Genomic DNA, 16996 nt, shown 5'->3' on the forward strand with positions numbered 1-16996 from the left:
GATTCGCGAAACGCCCCGCCATGTGCGGGGCGTTTTCGTTCGGGGCGGGATGACTCAGCGTGCCTGTGCTTCGTAACCGGCGATCTCGTCTTGCGCCAGCAGTGCACGCAATTGGTTGGCGGATGCGCGCGCCATCGGCTTTTCGGTGACCGGCGACAGCGGCGCCTGGCGCAAGGCGTCGCGCGGCAGCACGGTGAGGTCGAAGGTGGCGTCGTCGGCGTTGAACACCCAGACGTCGAAATCGTCGCTGCGTTCGCGATCCAGGCGCAGGCGGCGCGTGCGCGCGTCGGCGGGGATGTCATGTTCCTGCAGCCAGACGATGACGTCGCGCGGATCGTCGCAGAACAGGTGCAGCAGTACCGGCGTGTTGGCGTCGGCGGTGCCTTCCAGCACCGGACCGACCAGCCGCGGCTCGAATGGCGCGAAGAAGTCGAGCGCGCGCAACGCGGCTTCGCGCCGAGCACGCAGGCGGTCCTCCAGTTCATCGCCATGGAACAGGCGCTGGTAACCGCGCAATGCTTCCTCGATCTCGCGGTTGCGCGGCAGCGAGGCGTCGTCGTGGAAGCCGAGGCGCTCGGCCGCCTTGAGCTTGGCCTGGTGGAAATCGCGGATGCCGCTTTCCGACATCAGGCGGGCGGCTTCATGCGCCAGTCGCTGGCGCCGTTCGCGAGTGCGGGCCTCGGCATGCTGTTGCGCGCGATGCATGGCGGACTCCCTTGCGAGGTTCACCGGACTCTAGCGCAGCATCGGTGACGTCGCCACCACAACCAGAACCTGTTTACGGTCCGTTACGAGCGAAGGCCTGCGGTTCGTGGCGGAGCGGAGCAAGCGCAGCGTATGTGCTGATACGTGAGCATTGCGAGCACCGCACGCGGACCGCAGGACGAGCGCAGTTGGATCGGGAACAGGTTCTCAGAAAATATCGTAAGCATCTTCCTTGGGCGCTTCCTGCGTGGTCTGGTCATCCTTGGGTGCCTGGCTGTAATCGACGATGTCCGGGTTGTTCTGCAGGTCTTCTTCCTTCAGCCATTCGCCGTTGACCTGGACCATGCCGTTGGGAACCTCGCGCTTGACCAGCGGCGTGTCCTTGAGCGCATCGCGCATGTAGTCGATCCAGATCGGCAATGCGGCCTTGCCACCGTATTCGCCATAGCCCAGTGAATCGTCGTCGTCGCGGCCGACCCAGACCACGGTGACCAGGTTGCCGCCGAAGCCGGAGAACCACGCGTCGCGATGATCGTTGGTGGAGCCGGTCTTGCCGCCGATGTCGTCGCGCTCGAGCACGCGTGCGGCGGTGGCGGTGCCGCGCTTGACCACGTCCTGCATCATCGTGACGAGCTGGTAGGCGATGCGCTCGTCGATGGCGCGGGGAGCGATGGTCGACCCCGCCGCTGGCGTCACCGGCTTGGGGGTTTCCTTCTTCGCTTCGGCGGTTGCCGCCGGCTTGGGTTTTTCCGCCTGCGGGCCGCCGAGGTTGAAGCCATCGACCACGTCGGGTTGCTGGCTGGCGGTGGATGGTGCGGAAGAGGATGCATCGACCGAAGGCGGCAGGCTGGTGCCGGCGCAGCCGCGGCAGGCGGTGGCCGGGTTTTCCTTGAACAGCAGTTTGCCGCTGGCGTCCTTGACGGTATCGACGAACCAGATGTTGACGCGGAAGCCGCCGTTTGCGAACGCGGCGTATCCGCGCGCCATGTCGATCGGGCGCAACGAGGCGGCGCCCAGCGACATCGACAGGTTGCGCGGCAGTTCCTTCTCGTTGAAACCGAAGTGGGTGATGAAGCGGATCGCGTAATCGACGCCGATCGCGTCGAGCAGTCGCACCGACACCAGGTTGCGCGATTGCACCAGCGCCTCGCGCAGCTTGATCGGTCCGGCGAAACCGCCGCCGTCGTTCTGCGGACGCCAGATGTGGTTGCTGCGATCGCGGAACACCACCGGCGCGTCGAGCACGATCGACGACGGGTTGTAGCCGCGCTCGAATGCCGCCGCGTACACGAACGGCTTGAAGCTGGAACCCGGCTGGCGGCGGGCCTGCGTCGCGCGGTTGAACGAGTTGCCGTTGAAGCTGAGTCCGCCGATCAGCGCCTTCAGCGCGCCGTTGTCGGAATCGATCGACACCAGCGCCGATTGCGCGCGCGGCAGCTGCTCGATCGCCCAGATGTTTTCCTTGGTTTCGGTGATGCGCGCGACGTCACCGCGCTTGAACAGTGATGCCGGCGTGCGCCCGGGCCAGCTCGACGCCAGCGATGCCGGCAGCGTGAGGATCTTGCCCTGGGCGTTGACCACCTGCGCGCTGCCGTTGTCTTCGGTCGAGAGCACGATCACCGGCACCAGCGCCGCCTGCACCGGGAACGGCGCCAGGCGCTTCGCTGTCTGCTCCGGCGTTTCCCCGGCAGGCAGGTCGAAGTGTTTTTCCGGGCCGCGCCAGCCATGGCGATGGTCGTAGGTGCGCAGGCCGTGGCGCACGGCAATGTCGGCGGCCAGCTGCATCTTCGAATCGATCGTGGTGGTGACCTCAAGGCCCTGTTCCAGCGCCTGCGCGCCGTAGCGGGTCAGCATGTCCTGGCGCACCATTTCGGCGACGTAGGGCGCGTAGACCTCGACTGGCCGTTCGTGTGGCGCGGCGTGCATCGGCTCGGCGGCGGCGGCATCGGCATCGGCCTTGCTCACCATCCCGAGCTGGGCCATGCGCGGCAGGATGTAGTTGTTGCGACGGTCGCGGTTGCGATCGGGATCGTCCATCGGATTGCCGGTGGACGGGAATTTCGGCGTCCCGGCCAGCGTTGCGGTTTCACCCAACGTCAGCTGGTCAAGCGATTTGCCGTAATAGAACTGCGCCGCCGCGGCGATACCGTAGCTGCGATTGCCGAAGAAACTCTTGTTGAGATACAGCTCCAGGATCTGGTTCTTGCTGAGGTTCTGCTCGATCTTGCGCGCCAGCAGCATCTCGCGGAATTTGCGCGTGAAGCTGCGCTCCGGGGTGAGGAAGAACTGGCGGGCCACCTGCTGGGTGATGGTCGAGCCGCCGGGCACGCGTTTGTCGCTGGTGGTCGCCATCAGCCATAGCGCGCGGGCGATGCCCTTGTAGTCGAGGCCGCCATGCGTGTAGAAGTCGGCGTCCTCGGTGGCGATGAAAGCATCCTTGACCTGCTTGGGCACCTTGTCGATGCCCACCGGGATGCGCCGGATCTCGCCGAACACTGCCATCAGCTTGCCGTCGGCCGAATACACCGCCAAAGGTTGCTGCGACTGCACATCGCGCAGAGTGGTGACGTCGGGCAGGCCCCGGCTGACGGTGATATAGAACCCGGCAAAGACCAGCCCGCCAATCAAGGCAAGCGCGACACAGGCCAGCACGGCCCACTTCAGGAGGCGACGAACGACAGGGGGCATGGGCCAGAGGAGCGGGAGAACGGCCGGCCAGTATACGAAGCCCCCACCGTGGGCGACCATTCGGGGGTGGGGTGCGGTGGTCTTGTCATCGAAACCTAAAGTAAAGTCTTGCATTGTCGTGAAAAGTTCGTTATTTAACTTCCGTTGGGATGACGGTCGTCTCAAGTTCTCCAAAAGGGGGAGACACGGTGGGTTTCAAAAAAGCCAGTGCGCCCCTAGTGGGCGTCGACATCAGTTCGACCGCAGTCAAGCTGCTGCAGTTGTCGCGTTCCGGCGGCGGCTATCGTGTTGAGCACTACGCGGTCGAACCATTGCCTGCGAATGCAGTGATCGAGAAGAACATCGCCGACGTGGATGCGGTGGGTGCGGCGATCCGGCGCGCAGCCGATCGTGCCGGCGTGCGTTCGAAGGGCGCAGCCGCGGCGGTACCGGGCGCTTCGGTGATCTCGAAAGTGATCCCGATGGCGGCCGGACTCAGCGAGGACGACATGGAAGCCCAGGTCGAACTCGAAGCCGGCAACTACATCCCGTATCCGATCGAGGAAGTGAACTACGACTTCTCGGTACTGGGGCCGATGCCGAATGCGGCGGACACGCTGCAGGTGCTGCTGGTCGCGTCGCGCTCCGAGAACGTCGAGGCGCGCCAGGCCGCACTCGAGATCGGCGGCCTCGATGCCAAGGTGATGGATGTCGAGGCGTTCGCGATCGAAAGCGCGTTCGCCCTGATCGCGCCGCAGCTCACCGTGCCCAAGGATGGCCTGGTCGCGCTGGTCGATGTCGGCGCCACCACCACCACGTTGAACGTGTTGCGCAACGGTCGCGGCCAGTACCTGCGCGAACAGATGTTCGGCGGGCGCCAGCTCACCGAGGAAATCATGCGCCGCTACGGCTTGAGCTACGAGGAAGCCGGTCGCGCCAAGCGCCTTGGCGGCTTGCCCGAGCAGTACGAAGTCGAAGTGCTCGAGCCGTTCAAGGACTCGCTGGCGCAACAGGTCGGGCGCCTGCTGCAGTTCTATTACGCCAGCAGTGAATACAACCGCGTCGACCAGGTCGTGCTCGCGGGTGGTTGTGCATCGATCCCGGGCATTGCACAAGTGATCGAGGAGAACCTCGGCGTGCCGACCATCGTCGCCAACCCGCTGGCGCAGATGACGCTGGATCGTCGTGTGCAGGCGCAGGCGTTGGCGCTCGATGCCCCGGCCCTGATGATCGCCTGCGGTCTCGCCCTGAGGAGTTTCGACTGATGGCGCGCATCAACCTGTTACCGTGGCGCGCGGAACGCCGGCGCCAGCGCAAACAGCAGTTCACCATGATGCTCGGCGTTGCCGCGCTCGCTGGCCTGCTGCTGAGCGGCTTGATCTGGATCTACTACAACGGGCAGATTTCCGGCCAGCAGGATCGCAACACCTACCTGCAAGGCCAGATCTCCGAACTCGATCGCCAGATCGCCGAGATCAAGGAACTCGACGAGAAGAAGGCCGACCTGTTGCGTCGCAAGCAGGCGATCGAGGAACTGCAGTCGAACCGCTTCCAGATGGTGCACCTGTTCGATTCCGTGGTGCGCACGCTGCCCGATGGCATCGTCCTGACCCAGCTCAAGCAGGAAGGCGACATGCTGACCATCGACGGGCGATCCGAATCGAACGCGCGCGTGGCCATGTACATGCGCAACATCGAAGGCTCGGGCTGGATGATCAGTCCCGACATCAACGTCATTGAAAACGCGCCTTCGACTGCACCGGCACCCACACCTGGGTCCTCGGTGATGAACACGCCGGCCTCGGTGCTGCCGTATCAGTTCACGATGAAGGTGAAGCTGAGCAACCCGAACGCCGCGAAGGATCCCAACGCGACTCCGGGCACCATCACCACCACGGCAGCGCCGGCGAATGCGCCGCTGCAACCGGCGTCGCCGCAAGGCACGACTGCGCCGATGCCGACACCTGCTCCGGCCAATGGGCAGCCGGCCGCGGCACCCGCCGCGCCTGCACCGGTCGCTCCGGCCGCGCAGGGACAGCAGCCCGCCGCCGCACCACAGACACAAGCCCAGGCGCCTGCAAGCGCTGGACAGGCGGAGGGACGCTGAGATGGCGCGCAAGGGTACGAGCCTCAACATCAACAATATGGGTAGCTGGCCGGCTGCTTACCAGGCGGTCGCCGCCGCCGTGATCGCAGCGGTGATCCTGCTGCTGGCATGGCTGCTGGTGTTCCGCGGCCAGCGCGAAGAACTGACGGGGCTGGAAGGCACCGAAACGTCGTTGCGCCAGGATCTCGAGACCAAGGCCGGCAAGGCCGCCAACCTCGAGCCGCTCAAGCAGCAACTGGCGACGATGGAAAAGGACCTGCAGGAAATGCTGCGGCAGTTGCCGAGCAAGACCGAAATGCCGGACGTCATCACCGACATCTCGCAGTCGGCGCTGGCCAGCGGCCTGCGCGTGGAGCTGTTCAAGCCGCAGGCCGAGGTCAAGAAGGACATCTACGCGGAGAAGCCGATCGACCTGCGTTTCGCCGGCGGTTTCCATCAGTTCGGTGCCTTCATGAGTTCGGTGGCGTCGCTGCCACGCGTGGTGATCATGACCATGAACAACATCGCGCTGACACCGCGCGACAAGAATTCCGGATTGCAGATGGCCGGCACGGTCAAGACCTATCGCTATCTTGATGAAAGCGAGCGCGCGCCGCCGCCGGTGAAGGGCAAGGATGGCAAGCCCGTCCCGGCCCCGGCCAAGCCCGACGGAGGTGCCAAGTGAGCGCCCGCCCGATGACACGCATCGCCTGGTTGTTCGCGGCTTCGGTGCTGGTGGCCGGTTGCGGCCGCAGCGTCGAGCATTCTCCCAACGATCCGTCCGATCTGGCCAAGTGGGCCAAGGAGACCCGTGCGAAGCCGGGTCCGCCGTTGCAGCCGCTGCCGCCGATCACGCCGTTTGCAACCTTCAACTACGATGCGCAGGGTTTGCGTGATCCGTTCGACATGGCATCGGCCGCCGCGGGCGTGACGTCCGCCGGCCTCCATCCCGATGCCGTGCGCCGCAAGCAGCCGCTGGAGCATTACCCGCTGGACGCGCTGAAGATGGTAGGCACCATCGGCAAGGGCGCCGGCATGGTGGGTCTGGTGATGACGCCGGACAAGGTCACCTACCGGGTTGGTCCAGGCATGTACATCGGCCAGTCCGAAGGGCGCGTCAGGACTGTCACCGAAAACCGCATCGATATCGTCGAACTGACGTCCGACGGCGCCGGCGGCTGGTTGCAGCGCCCGGCTTCCATCGCACTCAATAGTCCTTGATTAGGGGAAAGCACATGCAGTTCAACCACACGAAATGCAGCGGCGCACTCCAGGCCGGTCGCATTGCGCTCCTCGCAGGACTGCTGGGTACCGCGGCTTGCGCGCAGGCACAGGTCGCCAAGCCTGCCGCCGGCGCGGCAGCATCGACGCAGGCGTTGTCGATCGACAAGGTCGACTTCAAGCGCGGCGAAGACGGTTCCGGCAAGCTGATCCTCGGCTTCAGCGGTGACGGTGCCATGCCCGACCTGCGCAACCAGGGCGACACCGTGATCATCGATCTCGGCAGCGCGCGCCTGCCGGCCAGCCTGCAGAAGATCATGAACGTCAGTGACTTTGCGACGCCGGTCGATCGCGTCGATGCCGCCGGCAATCGTCTGGTGCTGAGCACCCGTGCGCCGTTCGCATCGATGGCCTACCAGCACGGCCGCGAATACATCGTCGAGATCTCGCCCAAGGCCAGTGCGAACGCCGTTGGCGGCATGATGAGTTCCATGGTCGCGACGGCAGCAGTAAGCGCGCGCGCGAAGAGCGATGCGTCGACCTACAGCGGCCGCCCGGTGAACTTCAACTTCCAGGACGTGCCGGTGCGCACCGTGCTGCAGCTGATCGCCGAAACTGCCGGTCTCAACGTGGTGGCGTCGGATACCGTGCAGGGCAACATCACCCTGCGCCTGCAGAACGTGCCGTGGGACAAGGCGCTGGACGTGATCCTCAAGACCAAGGGCCTCGACAAGCGCCGCGACGGCAACGTGATCTGGGTGGCGCCGCAGGCCGAGATCGCCAAGGGCGAGCAGGAAAAGGAAGACGCGCGCATCGCCCTGGAAAACCGCCAGGACCTGACCACGGAATACTTCCGCATCAACTATCACAACGCCAACGAGATCTACAAGGCGATCACTGAAGCCAAGGGCATCGGTAATAGCAGCAATGGTGGTAGTGGCGGTGGTGGGAACAACCAGTCCCAGAACGACAACGGCTTCCTGTCGCCGCGTGGTCGCATCGTCGCCGATGGCCGCACCAACACGTTGATGGTCAGCGACATCCCGAAGAAACTCGCGGCAATGCGCGCCCTGATCAACGAGATCGATCGCCCGGTCGACCAGGTGGTGATCGAATCGCGCATCGTCATCGCGACCGAAACCTTCGCGCGTGACCTGGGTGCCAAGTTCGGCATCGGCATGGGCGGCACGTTCAACCACAATGGCTACAAATACGGCGTTGGCGGCACCAATGCCGGGTCCCAAGCCAATATCGGTGGTGTCACCAGCAACAGCGGCAGCGGCCTCAACTTCAACCTGCCGGCAGCCTCCGATGCCACCGCCGCGTCTATCGGCTATTCCATCCTTGGTGCCAATTTCTCGCTGGATCTGGAACTGTCGGCGATGCAGGCGGAAGGCCGTGGCGAAATCCTCGCCAACCCGCGTATCTTCACCACCAACCAGCGCGAATCGGTGATCCAGCAGGGCAGCCAGATCGGCTATGTCACGGTGACGTCGAGCAGCGGTGGCGCGGTGCTGCCGCAGGTCCAGTTCAAGGACGTGCTGCTGGAACTGCGCGTCACCCCGACCATCACCAACGACGATCGCGTCTTCCTCATCGTCAAGGTGACCAAGGACGATCTCGACAGCTGGCTGCAGACGCCGATCGGCAACGTGCCGATCATCGCCAAGCGCGCGGTTGATACCGCCGTGCTGATGGACAACGGACAGACTGTTGTGATCGGTGGCGTCTACGAGTTCAAGAACACCGACACCCTGCACAAGGTGCCGTTCCTCGGCGACCTGCCGGTGATCGGCAACCTGTTCCGCCAGAAGAGCAAGAGCAACTCCAAGGCCGAATTGCTGGTGTTCCTGACGCCGCGCATCATCCGCGTCAAGCAGACCCTGCACTGATCGGGCGGCTCTGCCGGCAGCAACGCGAAACGGGAGCCACGGCTCCCGTTTCCATTTTCAGGCGCGCTCCGGCGTGAGGAACCAATCGACGGAAGATCGGTCAAACTGCGCTCGTCTCCCCCCACGACGCAATGATGAACCAGACACTTCCTCCCGAACTTCCCGTGCCGGTGCGGACATCGCACGCCGTGGTTGATGAACGGTTGCACGCCACCTTCCGTGCGTTGGCGGATGACTTGTCGGCGCAGGTGGTCGGGCAGTCGCGGCTGATCGAGCGCCTGTTGATCGCGTTGCTGGCCGATGGTCATCTGCTGGTGGAGGGCGCGCCGGGACTGGCCAAGACCACCGCGATTCGCGCCCTGGCCGCACGCCTGGACGCGCAGTTCGCGCGCGTGCAGTTCACCCCGGATCTGCTGCCCGCCGATCTTACCGGCACCGAAGTGTGGCGGCCGCAGGACGGCAGCTTCGAATTCCAACCCGGTCCGATCTTCCATTCGTTGTTGCTGGCCGACGAAATCAATCGCGCGCCGGCAAAGGTGCAGTCGGCGCTGCTGGAGGCGATGGGTGAACGCCAGGTCACGGTGGGGCGACGCACGTACATGTTGCCGAAACTGTTCCTGGTGATGGCGACGCAGAATCCGATCGAGCAGGAAGGCACGTTCCCGCTGCCGGAAGCGCAGCTTGATCGTTTCCTGATGCACGTGCGGATCGGTTATCCCGATGCGCAGGTCGAAGGCGAGATCCTGCGCATCGCCCGCGATGCCGCCCGTGGCGCGGTGCTCGGGCAGGCTGCGGACGCGCCGGTCCCGGTCTCGCTTGACGATCTGTTCGCGGCACGCGCGGCCGTGCTCGATGTCCACGTCGCGCCTGCGCTGGAACGTTATCTGATCGAGCTGGTGCTGGCCTCGCGCGATGCGGCGCGTTACGACCGCGATCTGGCGAAACGCATCGCCTGGGGCGCGAGTCCGCGCGGCTCGATCGCACTGGAACGTTGCGCACGTGCGCGCGCGTGGCTGCACGGGCGCGATTACGCCACGCCGGAAGACGTGCGCGCGATCGCACCGGACGTGTTGCGTCATCGCATTCTGCCGAGTTACGAGGCGCTGGCGGAAGGCTGGACGGGCGATCGCCTGGTGGAGGCGTTGCTGGCCGTGGTGCCGCTGCCCTGACGCGCGGCCGTCATCAGGTACGAACAAGCCGTGAACGACGCGATCGCTCCTTCCCTGTCGATGTTGCTGGCGCTGCGCGGCGAAGCCTCCGTGCGGCGACCGCCGAAACGTGCGCGCGAAGGCGCGAGCGGCGCCGCACTGTCGCCCTTGCGCGGACGTGGCATGGAGTACGCGGAATCGCGCGAGTATGCGATCGGCGATGACGCACGGCACATGGATTGGCGCGTCACCGCGCGCAGCGGGCGGCCGCATACCAAGCTGTTCCAGCCGGAACGCGAGCGCGCCACGTGGATCGTCGCGGACCGCGCGCCAGCGTTGTATTTCGGCACCAGGGTTCGCTACAAATCGGTGCAGGCGGCGCGCCTGGGCGCGAGCGCGGCATGGTCGGCGCTGAATGACGGCGATCGCATCGGCGCCGTCTGCGGAAGCGCCAGCGAGCCGCCACGAATGCCTGCCAGCGGGATGCGCGGCGTGTTGCCGGTGCTGGAAGCGCTGGTGCGCTGGTATTCGCAGGCGGACCAAGCCCATTCCTTCGAACGCACGTTGCTGCAGCTGCGGCGCATGGCACGGCCGGGTTCGCGGATCGTGGTGTTGGCCGATCCCGCGAGCGTCGTCGCGATCGATGTCGCGCAATGGCGCGCGCTGGCGAAGACCGGCGCATTGCATGTGCTGATGCCGAGCGATGCCTTCGAACAATCGCCGCCACGACGACGGCTGCGTTTCCTGTCCGCAGACATGCGCAGTGAAGTCGATCTCGGTGGAGCGGATGCGTATCGGCGCTGGCAGGCGTGTTTCGCCGGGACATTGCAGCAGGCGTTGACGGTGATCCGCGATGCCGGTGGCGAAGCGCAGGCGGTCGCGACCGAAGCGTCGGCGTCGGAGTGGCTGACGGGGTTTCGCGCCGCGCAGGCCGAGGTGGCGTGATGGCGCCACAGATCGCTTTGCGCGATATCCATCAGGCTACGGCACCATCGTGGTGGCCGTTGGCGCCGGGCTGGTGGATCGTCATTGCGGTGGTGGTGGCGATCATCGCATTGGCGTGGTTCCTGCGTCGTCGCAAGATCCGCCGGATCCGCAAGCTTGAGGCGATGTTCGATGATGCCGTCGACGCCGCGCCGACGCCGGCCGCGCAAGTGCGGGCGATGTCGGAACTGTTGCGTCGCGCCGCGCGCCGCCGACAACGCGAGGCCGATACCTTCGAGGGCGAAACCTGGTTGCGCTTTCTCGATGGCGGCTACAAGGCGCCGGTGTTCGACAGCGATGCCGGGCGCCTGCTGGTGGATGGCGCGTTCCGTCCAGGGGTGGACGAGACCGATGTCCGCGCCTTGCGCGATATCGCGCGCAGGCGCTTCATCGAATGGATGCAGCGATGACGGCGTGGTTGCATCACCTGTGGCCGCATGACTGGTCGCTGGCATGGCCGTGGCTGCTGTGGGCGATCCCGTTGGCGTGGCTGGCATGGATATTGTTGCCTGTGCGCCAGTCACAAGCGGCGGCGTTGAAGTTCCCGGACGCCGAAGCACTCGCACGCGTGGAAGATGGTGCTGCGGGCATCGTGCATCGAGGCGCGCCATGGCTGGCATGGCTGGCGTGGACACTGTTGTGCATCGCCGCCGCACGTCCACAAAGCCTCGGCCCTGCAGTGTTGCCGCCAAGCAGTGGGCGCGGGATGATGCTGGCGGTCGATCTCTCCGGCAGCATGGAAACGCCGGACATGGCGCTGGGCAACGAGACGGTGGATCGACTGACCGCGGCCAAGGCGGTGATGTCCGATTTTCTCGATCGTCGCGGCGGCGATCGTGTTGGCCTGATCGTGTTCGGCGACCGCGCCTTCGTGCTTGCGCCGATCACCGCCGATCTCGCCACCGTGCGCCAGCAATTGCGCGACAGCGTGGTCGGGTTGCCCGGCACATCGACGGCATTGGGCGATGCCATCGCGCTGGCGGTGAAGCGTTTGCGCGCGGTGCCGGCACAGGAACGCGTGCTGATCCTGCTCACCGATGGCGTGGCGACCGCTGGCGTGATCGAACCGCTGAAAGCGGCGGAGCTGGCGCAGATTGCTGGCGTGCGCGTCTACACCATCGGCGTTGGGGGCGGCGAATTGCAACAGAGTTTCTTCGGCATCCCGGTGTCGACATCGGGTGGCGATGACGAAGTGGACGAGGCGACGTTGCAGAAAGTCGCGCAGCTGACCGGCGGTCGCTATTACCGCGCGCGTGACGCCCGGCAACTGTCCGGCATCTATGGCGAAATCGAACGACTGGAGCCGGTGAAAACGCAGGGCAAGGCGATACGCCCACGCATCGAACATTACTTCCCATTGCTGCTGGCGGCATGTGGATTGTTCGTGTTGGCATTTGCCATCAATGCATGGAGGCGACGCGGATGATGTCGTCGCTGCACTGGTTGCGACCGGAATGGCTGTGGGGCCTGCTCGCGGTGCCGGTAGTGGCGTGGCTGGCCTGGCGTTTGCGCAATGGGCGCGATCCATGGGCAGGCGTGATTGATCCGGTATTGCGGCCGCATGTCCTCGACCAGGGCAGTGCGATCGCGCGCGGAAGTTGGTCGCCGTTGTGGGCCGCAGCGCTGGTGACATGTGGGGTGTTGGCGCTTGCAGGGCCGTCATGGCATCGCAGCGAAGCGCCGTTGCTGCAATCGAAATCGCCGTTGGTGATCGCGATCGACCTGTCATCGACAAGCCTGGCGGACGACGTCGCGCCATCGCGGCTGTTGCTGATGCGGGCGAAACTGCAGCAATGGTTGAAGACGCGTCCCGATGGTCAGGTCGCGCTGGTCGCGTTTGCCAGGGATGCCTACACCGTCGCACCACTCACCGATGATCCGGCGAATGTCGCGGTGTTCATCGACGCGCTGGCGCCGGACGTGATGCCCGATGATGGCCAGAACGCGGATCGTGCGATCGGGCTTGCCCGCGACCTGTTGCAGCAATCCGGAAACACGCAAGGCGACATCGTGGTGATGACGGATCACGCCGATGCCGCGGCGATCCGCATGGCTGGTGCGGCACGCAGCGACGGCTTCCGCGTCTCGGCACTGGGCGTCGGAAATGCGATCGGGCGGCCCGTTCGCGATGGCAATGGCGATGTCTCGATGGCGCGCCTCGATCTCGCATCGTTGACGGCGATGGCAGCTGCCGGCGGTGGCCGTGCCGCCACGATGCAAGCGACGACCGTCGACATCGCCCAGCTTGGCGCGGATGCGCCGACTGTCGGCGACAGCGTCGGCAATGCGCGCGGCCATGCCGGCAGCCAGTGGCAGGATGATGGCGCGTGGTTGCTGCTGCCATTGATATTGCTGCTGTTGCCGGCATTCCGTCGCGGCGGTGCGCTGGCGGCGATGCTGGTCATCGGATTTGCGCTGGCACCGCAAAGCGGACATGCCGGCGACCTGTGGCGGCGCCCCGACCAGCAGGCCTACGACCACATGGAATCGGCGCAGCGTGCGTATCGCAAGGGTGATTTCGCGCGCGCCGAGGCGGAGTACACCAAGGTGCATTCCGCCGAAGCCGACTACAACCGCGGCAACGCGCTGGCGCGACTCGAACGCTATCGCGAAGCGGTGCAGGCGTACGACGATGCCCTGATGCGCAATCCCGGCATGGCCGATGCCAAAGCCAATCGCGAGGCCGTGCTCAAGGCGATGCGCCAGCCAGCGGGTGGGCAGCAGTCCGGCAAGAACAAGCAACAGGGCAATCAGCAAGGCAATCAGCAACAGAACGGGCAGCAATCGCAGGCCAACCAGCAGCAGGGCGATTCGCAACAGAACCGTTCGCAACAAAACAGCCGGCAACAGGGTGGCCAGCAGCAGGGTGGCCAGCAGCAAGACAATTCGCAGCAACGCAACCAACAGCAACGCAACGATCAACAGAACGGACAATTGTCGGCGAACGGGCAATCCGCCAATCCCAAGCCGGAGGATCGCGCCGGACAGCAAGCCGCCGATGCCGCACAGCGCGAACGCATGCGCGAAGCGTTGAAACAGGGCAGGGATGCGCGAGGCCAACGCCCCGGCGGCGGAACGCAGCAGGAAACTCCCGCCGAACGCGAGCGCCAGCAGCAGGTCGATGCGTGGTTGCGACGCATTCCCGATGATCCCGGCGCGTTGTTGCGCAGCAAGTTCCAGATCGAACGTGGGCGCCGACGCGGAGGTGGTGAATGAGACATCTCGTTGCAGTGATCGCGTTGTGGCTGCTGGTCGCGCCGGCGTGGGCGAGGACCTCGGCCACGCTGGATCGCACGCAGGTGACGCAGGGCGAAGCGGTGGTGCTGACCATCGCCACCGACCAGGTCGGCGCACCGGATTATTCGGCGTTGCAATCGCGTTTCCGCATGCAAGGCGTGTCCAGCGAGCGATCGGTGCATTTCGCCAACGGTTCGCTCTCGGTGGATCTGCGCTACCGCGTGCGCCTGCTCGCGTTGCAAGCGGGCGTGCAGACCATCCCCGCGCTCGCGGTCGGGCACGATCGCACCCAGCCGTTGCAACTCGAAGTGATCGCCAACACCGCGGCATCGTCGTCTCCCGGTGATTTGCAGCAATCGCAGTCGGAACCCGCAGCAACGGGGCAGGGTCCGGTCTTCATCCAGGCACAGGTGGACGATCGCCATCCCTACGTGCAGCAAGCGGTCGGCATCGTGGTGCGCTTGTTCTACGCCACGCAGATGGTGGATGGCGCGCTCGATCTCGAGGCCCCTTCCGGTGCGTCCTTGCGCCGGGTCGGCGAGGACGTGCAGGGAACCCAGGACATCGCTGGCCGCACCTATTCGGTGATTGAACGTCATTACATCCTGGTGCCCGACCGCCGCGGCACATTGACGCTACCCGCCGCGCATTTCAGTGGTCACGGCCAAGGTGGTTTCATCGATGACGTGTTTGGCGATGGCCGCGAGAACTTGCGCGCCAATGGACAACCACAGGCGTTGCAGGTGCGCGCGACGCCGGCGAATGCCGCGCAGCCGTGGCTGCCATTGCATCGTCTCGATGTGCAGGCGCTCGCTGCGCCGAACAGTGCGACCGCCGGCCAGACCACGGTGGTGACCTTGCGCGCGCAGGCCGATGGCGCCAATGCCGCGCAATTGCCCGAGTTGATGCTGACGGCCGACAACGATGCGCAGGTGTATCCGGAAGCGCCGACGGTGGAGGATCGCGACGATCACGGGCGGCCGCAGACGGTAGTGACGCGGCGCTTCTCGGTGGTGCCGGCGCATCCCGGCGCATTGCAGCTGCGCGCGACGCCGATCCAGTGGTGGAACGTCGTAACCGATCAAGCGGCGACCGCGGAGACGCAAGCGCTGACATTGAATGTCGCTCCGGGCAGCGGCGCTTTCGCAGTGCCAACCGCGGCAGACGCGGCGGCTTCGCCATCGGAGACACGCTGGCCGCGCTGGCTGCATTCCGGCTTCGTCTGGAGCATCGTCGCCGCAGTGTTCGGATTGTTGTGGATCGTCACGCTGGCATTGCTGTCGCGCCGTCGCCATGTACCCGCCGATGCGACACGAGCGCCGCAGGCGGAAGCGCCATCTCCCAATCCTGCACCATTGCGCAACGACGATCTGCAGGAAGCGTTGAAGTCGGACGATCTCGCGCGCATCGCCCATGCTTTGCAGCGCATGGTGAATCCACCCGCTGCCGATCTCGATGCGCTGAAAACGCGACTGGGATCGACGCAGCAGGTCGAAGCGATCGAATCGTTGCAGGCGGCGTTGTGGGGCAATGGACGCGTCGCGCCGGATGCGGCGCTGGCATCGTTGCGACAGGCCTTTCGCGATGGGCCGCGGTGGAGCGCGTCCGCCGCCACGGAAAACGCCGAATCCCTGCTGCCACCGCTGTATCCCGAGCGCTGAAAAACGCTGTTTTGCTAAGCTCCCCCGGTTATCGAGCGTGGAGCAGGGCATGACCCCAGGACAGACAGGCGGCAAGGGATTGGCCTTGCATTACAAGGTGTTGATCGGTTTCGTGCTCGGCACGCTGGCGGGATTGGCGATCCATTCCTTCATCGGCGATGCGCCGTGGGTGCATACGTTGATCACCTACGGCACCCAGCCGTTCGGCAAGATCTTCCTCAACCTGTTGTTCATGCTGGTGGTGCCGCTGATGTTCTCGGCGCTGGTGCTGGGCGTGGCCGAACTCGGCGACATCGCATCGCTGGGACGGCTCGGTTGGCGCACGCTGATGTATACCGCGGTGGTGACCTGCGCGGCAGTCGGCATCGGCCTGCTGTGCGCCAATGTGTTCCAGCCCGGCACGCATCTCGATCCCGCGCTGATCGACAAGGTGGTCGGCAGCAACCTCGGCAAGGCCGACCAGATCATCGAGCAGGGCAAGGGTCTCAATTTCATGGACCTGATCATCAACATCGTGCCGCACAACATCGTCGGAGCGATGGGCGATGACAAGCAGAAGCTCGGCATCGTCTTCTTCGCGCTGATGTTCGGCGTCGGCCTGGTGATGCATCCCAGTGCCGGCACGCAAGCGTTCAAGAACACCCTGCAGGGCGTGTTCGACATTTCGATGACGCTGATCGGCCTGTTCATTCGCCTCGCGCCATATGCGGTCGCGGCCTTCATGTTCAACCTCACCGCGCAACTCGGCTTCGACGCCATCCGCGCGCTGATCTGGTTCGTCGTCACCGTGGTGGTGGCGCTGGCGATCCACGGCTTCGTGGTGTTGCCGCTGTGGGTGCGCTTCATGGGCGGGATGTCGCCGCGCGTGTTCTTCCGCGGCACCCAGGAAGCGATCCTGACAGCGTTCGCCACCGCATCGTCCACCGCGACGCTGCCGGTGACACTGCGCGTGGCCGAGGAAAACCTCAAGCTGCCGCGCAAGGTCTCGCGCTTCGTGCTGACCGTCGGCGCATCGGCCAACCATCACGGTACCGCGCTGTTCGAAGGCATCACCGTGCTGTTCCTCGCCCAGGCGTCGGGCATGCACTTGCCGATCACGCAGCAATTGCTGGTGCTGATCCTGTGCATCCTCGGCGGCATCGGCACCGCCGGCATCCCGTCGGGATCGCTGCCGGTGATTGCGATGATCTGCGCCATCATCGGCATGGATGCGCAGAAGATCGGCATCATCCTCGGCGTCAACACCTTCCTCGACATGTGCCGCACCGCGTTGAACGTGACCGGCGATCTCGCCACTGCAGTCGTGGTGTCCAAGCGCAGCGGCGAAGCCGACCTGCCCGATGACGCCGCGCTGGAGAAAGTGGAAGAAAGCGTGGCGCATTGAGCGGATTTCAG

Annotated in this window: 13 protein-coding genes and 1 pseudogene; 12 read left to right on the forward strand and 2 right to left on the reverse strand. The window is 65.2% G+C overall.

What is annotated here, in order from left to right; all coding sequences use genetic code 11:
- Positions 1–54 precede the first annotated feature (54 nt).
- Both Lysil_RS07775 and Lysil_RS07780 read right to left on the reverse strand, forming a co-directional pair.
- Positions 55–705 carry a hypothetical protein gene (locus Lysil_RS07775; RefSeq protein WP_103075069.1) on the reverse strand — a complete coding sequence of 217 codons (651 nt, stop codon included), beginning with the start codon at positions 703–705 and terminating at the stop codon, positions 55–57.
- 207 nt (positions 706–912) lie between these two features.
- A complete protein-coding gene (locus Lysil_RS07780; RefSeq protein ID WP_103075070.1) occupies positions 913–3393 on the reverse strand; it encodes a penicillin-binding protein 1A in 2481 nt (826 codons plus the stop codon).
- Positions 3394–3581: 188 nt separating this feature from the next.
- On the opposite strand from Lysil_RS07780, the gene Lysil_RS07785 reads away from it, so the two are divergent.
- From Lysil_RS07785 to Lysil_RS07840, 12 genes and pseudogenes are all read left to right on the forward strand, one after another.
- Positions 3582–4637 carry a pilus assembly protein PilM gene (locus tag Lysil_RS07785; protein ID WP_165782435.1) on the forward strand — a complete coding sequence of 352 codons (1056 nt, stop codon included), beginning with the start codon at positions 3582–3584 and terminating at the stop codon, positions 4635–4637.
- Complete coding sequence (locus Lysil_RS07790; protein WP_103075072.1) at positions 4637–5479, forward strand: PilN domain-containing protein; 843 nt, start codon at positions 4637–4639, stop codon at positions 5477–5479. Before Lysil_RS07785 ends, Lysil_RS07790 begins: the two co-directional genes overlap by 1 nt.
- Position 5480: 1 nt before the next feature.
- Positions 5481–6143, forward strand: coding sequence for a type IV pilus inner membrane component PilO (locus Lysil_RS07795; RefSeq protein ID WP_103075073.1), 663 nt, complete (start codon positions 5481–5483; stop codon positions 6141–6143).
- A gap of 11 nt (positions 6144–6154) precedes the next feature.
- Positions 6155–6679 carry a pilus assembly protein PilP gene (locus tag Lysil_RS07800; protein ID WP_103075074.1) on the forward strand — a complete coding sequence of 175 codons (525 nt, stop codon included), beginning with the start codon at positions 6155–6157 and terminating at the stop codon, positions 6677–6679.
- A gap of 14 nt (positions 6680–6693) precedes the next feature.
- On the forward strand, positions 6694–8571 hold the full coding sequence (locus Lysil_RS07805) for a type IV pilus secretin PilQ (protein ID WP_103075075.1): 1878 nt from the start codon (positions 6694–6696) through the stop codon (positions 8569–8571).
- 134 nt (positions 8572–8705) lie between these two features.
- Entirely contained in the window at positions 8706–9740 is a 1035-nt protein-coding gene (locus Lysil_RS07810; RefSeq protein ID WP_103075965.1) for an AAA family ATPase, read from the forward strand.
- Positions 9741–9902: 162 nt separating this feature from the next.
- A pseudogene (locus Lysil_RS13740) lies at positions 9903–10301 on the forward strand (DUF58 domain-containing protein); the annotation flags it as partial.
- Between the two features lie 362 nt (positions 10302–10663).
- A complete protein-coding gene (locus tag Lysil_RS07820) occupies positions 10664–11113 on the forward strand; it encodes a DUF4381 domain-containing protein (RefSeq protein WP_103075077.1) in 450 nt (149 codons plus the stop codon).
- Positions 11110–12129, forward strand: coding sequence for a vWA domain-containing protein (locus tag Lysil_RS07825; protein ID WP_103075966.1), 1020 nt, complete (start codon positions 11110–11112; stop codon positions 12127–12129). Before Lysil_RS07820 ends, Lysil_RS07825 begins: the two co-directional genes overlap by 4 nt.
- Positions 12126–13919, forward strand: coding sequence for a VWA domain-containing protein (locus Lysil_RS07830; protein ID WP_165782436.1), 1794 nt, complete (start codon positions 12126–12128; stop codon positions 13917–13919). The genes Lysil_RS07825 and Lysil_RS07830 overlap by 4 nt, the downstream gene beginning before the upstream one ends.
- Positions 13916–15601, forward strand: a complete 1686-nt coding sequence (locus tag Lysil_RS07835; RefSeq protein ID WP_103075079.1) for a BatD family protein — start codon at positions 13916–13918, stop codon at positions 15599–15601. The genes Lysil_RS07830 and Lysil_RS07835 overlap by 4 nt, the downstream gene beginning before the upstream one ends.
- 49 nt (positions 15602–15650) lie before the next feature.
- Entirely contained in the window at positions 15651–16985 is a 1335-nt protein-coding gene (locus Lysil_RS07840) for a dicarboxylate/amino acid:cation symporter (RefSeq protein ID WP_103075080.1), read from the forward strand.
- Positions 16986–16996 lie beyond the last annotated feature (11 nt).

The organism is Solilutibacter silvestris (genome assembly GCF_002895945.1).
In the GTDB taxonomy this organism is placed as follows: Bacteria; Pseudomonadota; Gammaproteobacteria; order Xanthomonadales; family Xanthomonadaceae; genus Solilutibacter; species Solilutibacter silvestris.

What these genes read in the sequence shown, in the direction of transcription:
- Lysil_RS07810 (WP_103075965.1), top strand. Translation starts at nt 8,706, where the DNA reads ATGAACCAGACACTTCCTCCCGAACTTCCCGTGCCGGTGCGGACATCG.
- Lysil_RS07835 (WP_103075079.1), top strand. Translation starts at nt 13,916, where the DNA reads ATGAGACATCTCGTTGCAGTGATCGCGTTGTGGCTGCTGGTCGCGCCG.
- Lysil_RS07775 (WP_103075069.1), bottom strand. Translation starts at nt 705, where the DNA reads ATGCATCGCGCGCAACAGCATGCCGAGGCCCGCACTCGCGAACGGCGC.
- Lysil_RS07795 (WP_103075073.1), top strand. Translation starts at nt 5,481, where the DNA reads ATGGCGCGCAAGGGTACGAGCCTCAACATCAACAATATGGGTAGCTGG.
- Lysil_RS07800 (WP_103075074.1), top strand. Translation starts at nt 6,155, where the DNA reads ATGACACGCATCGCCTGGTTGTTCGCGGCTTCGGTGCTGGTGGCCGGT.
- Lysil_RS07840 (WP_103075080.1), top strand. Translation starts at nt 15,651, where the DNA reads ATGACCCCAGGACAGACAGGCGGCAAGGGATTGGCCTTGCATTACAAG.
- Lysil_RS07790 (WP_103075072.1), top strand. Translation starts at nt 4,637, where the DNA reads ATGGCGCGCATCAACCTGTTACCGTGGCGCGCGGAACGCCGGCGCCAG.
- Lysil_RS07825 (WP_103075966.1), top strand. Translation starts at nt 11,110, where the DNA reads ATGACGGCGTGGTTGCATCACCTGTGGCCGCATGACTGGTCGCTGGCA.
- Lysil_RS07830 (WP_165782436.1), top strand. Translation starts at nt 12,126, where the DNA reads ATGATGTCGTCGCTGCACTGGTTGCGACCGGAATGGCTGTGGGGCCTG.
- Lysil_RS07805 (WP_103075075.1), top strand. Translation starts at nt 6,694, where the DNA reads ATGCAGTTCAACCACACGAAATGCAGCGGCGCACTCCAGGCCGGTCGC.
- Lysil_RS07780 (WP_103075070.1), bottom strand. Translation starts at nt 3,393, where the DNA reads ATGCCCCCTGTCGTTCGTCGCCTCCTGAAGTGGGCCGTGCTGGCCTGT.
- Lysil_RS07820 (WP_103075077.1), top strand. Translation starts at nt 10,664, where the DNA reads ATGGCGCCACAGATCGCTTTGCGCGATATCCATCAGGCTACGGCACCA.